The organism is Kineococcus glutinatus, from assembly GCF_039542765.1.
In the GTDB taxonomy this organism is placed as follows: Bacteria; Actinomycetota; Actinomycetes; order Actinomycetales; family Kineococcaceae; genus Kineococcus_A; species Kineococcus_A glutinatus.
Genome location: NZ_BAABIL010000221.1, coordinates 1 through 4,682, shown reverse-complemented (window position 1 = coordinate 4,682; position 4,682 = coordinate 1). Strand labels below are relative to the sequence as shown.

The 4,682-nt window shown below is 77.3% G+C and carries 4 protein-coding genes; 2 read left to right on the top strand and 2 right to left on the bottom strand.

The features are described from left to right. A partial coding sequence (locus ABEB16_RS09475; protein ID WP_345712011.1) for a hypothetical protein occupies positions 1–746 on the bottom strand: 746 nt, incomplete at its 3' end. Positions 747–958: 212 nt separating this feature from the next. Here ABEB16_RS09475 and ABEB16_RS09470 point away from each other — a divergent pair. Continuing rightward, entirely contained in the window at positions 959–1,390 is a 432-nt protein-coding gene (locus ABEB16_RS09470) for a spore-associated protein (protein ID WP_345712010.1), read from the top strand. Positions 1,391–1,439: 49 nt separating this feature from the next. Here the strand turns inward: ABEB16_RS09470 and ABEB16_RS09465 are convergent, their stop codons facing one another. After that, positions 1,440–3,680 (bottom strand): diguanylate cyclase domain-containing protein, encoded by a 2,241-nt coding sequence (locus ABEB16_RS09465; protein WP_345712009.1) that lies wholly within the window; start codon positions 3,678–3,680, stop codon positions 1,440–1,442. Positions 3,681–3,908: 228 nt separating this feature from the next. On the opposite strand from ABEB16_RS09465, the gene ABEB16_RS09460 reads away from it, so the two are divergent. Then, positions 3,909–4,682 (top strand): AfsR/SARP family transcriptional regulator (locus tag ABEB16_RS09460; RefSeq protein ID WP_345712008.1); only part of this gene is annotated, 774 nt, incomplete at its 3' end.

Sequence of the window (4,682 nt, the reverse complement as noted above, 5' to 3'; positions counted from 1 at the left end):
GGCCGCGCCGGCCGCCACTGCAGCCGCAGCACCCCGCGCCGGGTGCGCACGGCGACGGCGCGGCGGTCGGCGCCGAGCTTGTCGCGCGCCAGCCGCAGCAGTTCCTGCGCCGGCACCGCGTGCCGCTCGATCAGCTCGGCGGCCGCGGCGTTGACGTGCACCGCCGTCTCCCCGCGGAACAGCAGCAGCCCGGCCCCGCCGCCGACGGCGTGGTCCAGCTCCGCGACGAGCGCCGCGCGGGAGCGCTCCGCCGCGGCCAGGCGCAGGTACGGCTCGAGGACGGCCAGAGCGTCGAGCTCGTCGTCGGTGAACCGCGAGCCGCGGTTGACGCCCCAGCCGTGCACCACCCCGTCGCGCAGCGCCCCCACCAGCAGCGAGTGCGGCACCCCGGCCGGTTCCAGCAGGTGCCGGCGCATGGGGTTGCACGCCCACGCCTCTGGCGGGCCCAGCTCCTCGCCGCGGCTGGGTCCCAGCCGGCCCCGCCGCGCCAGGTGCGGCAGCGCCGGGCTGGCCAGCAGGGCCTCCTCCTGCCCGCTCGCCCTGGCCAGCGGCAGCAGCAGGTCCGGGACCTCCACCACCCGCCACGTGCGGGCGGCGACGTCGAGCTCGACCTCGGCGGCGACCTCGCCGGGCACGACGCGCAGCAGGGCCGCCAGGCCCGCGGTGAGCTGCTCCTGCGGGTCCAGGACGTCCAGCAGCTCCCTGCCCAGGCGGTGCGCGAGCCGCCTCCGCGCGGCGCGGGACACGCGCCCACCGTGGCACGCGAGCCCCCGATCCGCAGCCCGTTCACCGCGGATGCGCAGCAGTGCGTAGTCCGCTTGGCCCAACGAGGGGTTGACAGGTGCACTCGGTGGTGCGAGCACCGGCGCGCTGCAGCGGCCGGTCGCTCCGCTCCACCGCCGATCCGCCGGGTCACGCCGCCGTGCCCCGGCGGGGCCACCACGTCCAGGAGGACCCCATGCCCAAGTTCACGACCGCGGCGCTGACCGCCTGCGCCGCAGCGGCGATCACCCTGCTCGGCGCCGCGCCCGCGCAGGCCGCCACGAACCCGTACACCCCTGCGCAGATCTGCGGATCCGGGTACAAGACCGTCTCGGGCGGCTACTTCGGGCTCACCGGTGCCGACATGTACGTGATGTACAACAGCGCGGCGGGGCGGAACTGCGTCGCCGTCGTCAAGCGCAGCAACATCGGCACCGCCACGTCGGTCGGTGCGGGCTTCAAGCTGTCCAGCGACCCGACGTGGCGCGCGGGCGTCAACTACGAGCTGGGCAACTTCAAGTACTACGCGGTCAGCCCCACCAAGTACTACGCCAAGGGCAAGTGCATCGACATCTACGGCGTGTCCGGGTCCTCGAAGGTCCAGCAGTTCAAGGTGTTCTGCGGCTGACCCGGTGGCGCCGGGGCGGGACGTCCCGTCGGGACGTCCCGCCCCGGCCTCACCCCGCGACCGGCGCTGCCGCGCGGTGCGCCCGCTTCTCCCCGTACATCCGGGTGTCGGCGCGGTGCAGCAGCTCGCGGAAGTCGCAGCCGTCCTCGGGGTGGACGCTGACGCCGGTGCTGGTGCCCACCGCCACCCGCTCGCCGCGCAGCAGCAGCGGCGCGGTCACCGCCGCGGCGAGCTGGCCGGCCACCCGCTGCGCCTCCGCGCGTGCGGTGGCCGGCGCCAGGTGGGGCAGCACGACGAGGAACTCGTCCCCGCCGAGGCGGGCCAGCAGGTCGCCGTGGCGCAGCCGGCCCGCCAGCCGCTGCGCGGTGACGGCCAGCAGCTCGTCGCCGGCGGCGTGCCCCAGCCGGTCGTTGACCGCCTTGAACCCGTCGAGGTCCAGGAACAGCAGCGCCAGGGAGGTGCCCGAGACCCGCGCCTCCAGCAGCGCGGACTCCACGTGCTCCTGCACCCGCCGGCGGTTGGCCAGGCCGGTGAGGGGGTCGCGGTGGGCCAGCGCCTCCACCCGCGCGAGGTAGCTGCGGGCGCGCTCGCGCTCGGCGGCCAGCGCACGCTCGGCCTCCACGCGGGCCGTCACGTCGTGCTGGACGCCGATGTACCGGCGGACGGTTCCCGTCTCATCCACGACCGGGGACAGGTGCACCTCGTTCCACCAGGGGGTGCGCTCCGGGCCGCGGTGGTTCAGCAGCACCTCGCGCACCTCGCGGCCGGCGGTGATCGCCTCCCGGATGCGGGCCAGCGCCCCCGGGTCGGTGTCCGGCCCCTGCAGGAAGCGGCAGTTGCGGCCCAGGACCTCCTCGGCGCGGAACCCGGACAGCCGCTCGAACGCGGCGTTGGCGTAGACGAGCGGCTGGTCGGGGCGGCCGAGGTCGGCGATCGTCACCCCGCTCGTGGTCGCGTCCAGCGCCAGGTGCAGCAGGGCGTCGCCCGTCGCCGCCGCGGGTGCGGCCGGGACCGCCGCCGCAGCGGGAACCGTCCCGGCGGCGCTGCCGGGGGCGGCGACGATCGGGCGGGGCACCACCCGCGACATCAGCGCGACCGTCGCCGCGGCCACCGCCTCGCGGTCGTACGTCAGGGCGTACTCGAACGTGCGCCGGGAGTCCGGGCCGTCGTCGCCGAGGTCGCGGGCCAGCAGCGCCGCGGCGAAGTGCGGACCGATCACGGTGACGTCCCACTCCCCGCGCACGGGGTCGGTGGGCGACAGCGCCGCCCCGCGCAGGCCGGGCACCGGCTCCGGCGGCAGGTCCTCGCCCAGCGCGCACACGAAACCGGTGCGCTCCACCAGGTCGCGGTAGCGGAGGGTCGTGGCGGGGGTGAAGTGCCGGGCCTCCTGGAAGGTGGCGGCCACCACGCACGTCTCCCCGACGCGCAGCGCCTCCCGCTCCAGCTGCTTGCTCAGCTCGACGAGCAGCGACTTGGGGGAGCGGCGCAGCGGCGTGCCGGCGGGCAGGCAGCCGAAGGGCGATTCGTCGATCCCGGTGCGCGCCGGCGCCGGCGGCAGCGCGAGCCGGGCGACCTCGTAGCCGGGGGCGGCCCCCGGGCCCGGGCGCCCGAACATCCAGCCCTGCCCGAGCCGGGCGCCCAGCGCGCGCGCCATCCGCAGGTGCTGCTCGTCCTCGATGCCCTCGGCCAGCACCAGCGCCCCGCTGCGCTCGGCGTACGCGTTGACCGCGTTCATGATCTCGGCGATGGCGGGCCCGGGCCGCTCCTGCACCAGGCGCAGGTCGAGCTTGACGACGTCCGGGCGCAGCAGCGGCATGAACGCCAGCGACAGCACGTCGGCGCCCACGTCGTCCAGCGCCACCGCCCAGCCCAGCTCCCGCACCCGCTCCACGGTGCGCAGCAGCTCCGCCGGCCGCGACGCCAGCGCCCGCTCGGTGATCTCCATGACGACGCGGAGCTCGCCCGGTGCGCCCTCGGCGATGGCGAGCAGGTCCGCCAGCGGCGCGGAGTCCAGCACCTCCGGTTCCACGTTGACGAACAGCGTCAGCGGCGCCAGCAGGCCCTGCTCGACCGCGCCGCGGAACGCCGCCGCCCGGCACGCCTCGTCCAGCTCGGCCAGGCACCCCGCCTCGCGCGCCGCGGCGAACAGGGCGTCCGGGCGCTGCAGCGGCCCCTCCGGGCCGCGGGCCAGCGCCTCGTAGGCCACGACCGCACCGCTGTCCAGGTCGACGATCGGCTGGAAGGCGCTGTGCACCGCGCCGATCGTCACGATCTCGTGGATGCCCGTCACCGTGAGGACATCGGCACGGCCGAGCGCCGTCTGGAGCGGTGGGCCACACCCGCCCACCTGCCGGCGCCGGTGCGGGACGTCCCCTCCGATCGTCCCGCCCCGGCAGCCCCGCCCCGACGGGGTGCGGCGGCCCGGTGCCCGCCGCGCGCCCATGGTGTCCGCCCCCGCTTGCGCACCGCTTGCGCCGACCTTGCAGGTCCGGGGCCCGCCGCTGGCTACCCTGCACGAGTGCCGACAGCTGTGCAGGTGCGCGTCCTCGGTCCCGTCGAGGTGGACACCGGGGCCGGGCCCGTGGGGCTGGGCGGTCCCGCGCTGCGCGGTCTCCTGGCGGCGCTGGCCGTCGACGCCGGGCGCGTCGTGCCCATGCCGGTGCTCGCGGAGCGGCTGTGGGACGGCGAGGCGGGCGGTGCGGCGCCGGCCACCCTGCAGAGCTACGTCTCCCGGCTGCGCCGCCTCCTCGAACCCGAGCGCCCCGCCGCCGGCTGGCAGGTCCTGCGCACCCGCCCACCCGGCTACCAGCTGGACGTGGACCCCGAGGCCGTGGACGCGGTGCGCTTCGAGCGGCTGCTGCGCCGGGCCCGGGCGCTGGCCGACCCGGCCGCGGCGCGCGCCGCCGTGGCGGAGGCGCTGGGGTTGTGGCGGGGGGAGGCCTACGCCGACGTGCCCGGTGGGTTCGCCGTGGAGGAGGCGCGCCGGCTGCAGGCGCGCCGGCTGGAGGCGCGGGAGCTGGCCGCGGAGCTGGACCTGGCCCTGGGCCGGCACGCGGACCTGGTGCAGGAGCTGCCGGCGCTGGTGCGGGCGCACCCGCTGCGCGAGGGCCTGTGCCGCTCGCTGGTCCTGGCGCTGTACCGCAGCGGGCGCCAGGCCGAGGCGCTGCAGCTGTTCGCCGAGGTGCGCGAGCGGCTGGCCGAGGCGCTGGGCGCCGACCCGGGCCCCGAGCTGCGCCGGCTGCACGAGGCGGTGCTGCGCCAGGACCCGGCCCTCGACCTGCCCGCCCCCGCC